This window comes from Parahoeflea olei, assembly GCF_001703635.1.
In the GTDB taxonomy this organism is placed as follows: domain Bacteria; phylum Pseudomonadota; class Alphaproteobacteria; order Rhizobiales; family Rhizobiaceae; genus Hoeflea; species Hoeflea olei.
The window spans coordinates 1-1,051 of sequence record NZ_LQZT01000030.1 but is presented as its reverse complement, the minus strand read 5'-3'; the positions used below and the strand labels follow the sequence as shown (position 1 = coordinate 1,051).

2 protein-coding genes are annotated in these 1,051 nt (G+C 57.8%); both read right to left on the bottom strand.

Features of this window, described 5'->3' with window-relative positions:
• Positions 1-16: 16 nt before the first annotated feature.
• A complete protein-coding gene (locus AWJ14_RS23110) occupies positions 17-604 on the bottom strand; it encodes an IS630 family transposase (RefSeq protein ID WP_425349643.1) in 588 nt (195 codons plus the stop codon).
• Positions 576-1,051 (bottom strand): helix-turn-helix domain-containing protein (locus AWJ14_RS23105; RefSeq protein WP_425349642.1); only part of this gene is annotated, 476 nt, incomplete at its 5' end. The genes AWJ14_RS23110 and AWJ14_RS23105, both read right to left, overlap by 29 nt.

The window sequence follows — 1,051 nt, the reverse complement described above, 5'->3', positions numbered from 1 at the left end:
CTAAAGCGTGTCGCATCTATTGTGCCTCATAGCCTGCAGCCTTGAAGAAGTTTCGGCATTCGGTGACGGAGAAGAGATCCACGATTTCTCCGAGCGCTGTGCTGATGGCATCGAAGCTGCGTGCTGCGTGCTTTCGCAACAGCGCCTTGAGCTTTGAGAAAGCCATCTCGATGGGATTGAGGTCGGGGCTGTAGGGCGGCAGGAAGAGGAGCCAGGCGCCCTTGTCCCGGACCAGCTGTTCGGCCCTCTGGCTTTTGTGGAAGGCAACATTGTCGAGAATGACGATGTCACCTGGCGATAGCGTCGGAGCCAGTTGGGTTTCGACCCAGGTTTCGAAGATCCGTTGGTTCATCGGCGCGTTGACGATCCATGGCGCGGTCAGTCCGTGACTGCGCAAGCCAGCGATGAAGGTCTGCGTTTTCCACGCGCCGAACGGCGTGTAGGCGTTGAAGCGTTGACCTTTGGCTGACCATCCGGTGCGTTTGGTCAGTTTGGTGTTGGTCGATGTTTCATCGATAAAGATCAGCCGCGCCAATGCCTTGTTGAAGAACCGCTGACGTCGTTCGATCCAGAGATCACGAGCGTGGGCGATCTCCGGCCGCACCTGTTCGCTTGCCTTGAGGCTTTTTTTTATGGCTCAGCCCAAGCCGATTGAGAAACCGGCCGACGGTCGAGCGGTGCACATCAACGCCACGCCCGGCGAGTTCGACGCAGAGCTCATCGAGCGTAATCTCGCCATGCGCAGCGACACGGGCCTTAATCCATTCGCCATGCGCCGTCAGTTTGCCTCCCGGCGGATGGCCCTGTTTTGCAGGCGCAAGCGAGCCGGTGGCTCGATGCAGGATCATCATGTTGTTAACGAACCTCGGGGATACCCGGAAATGCCGGGCCGCCTCCCGATGGCTGTTGCCTTCCTCTACAAACCCAACGACACGCGCACGCAACTCCACCGGATGCGGCTTGCCCATGGCGGTTCTCCTTCCATGGGCAAAGTGAATCACAAATAAATCAATCAGGGAATTCCGAATCTGAAAAGCTGCGACACGCTTTA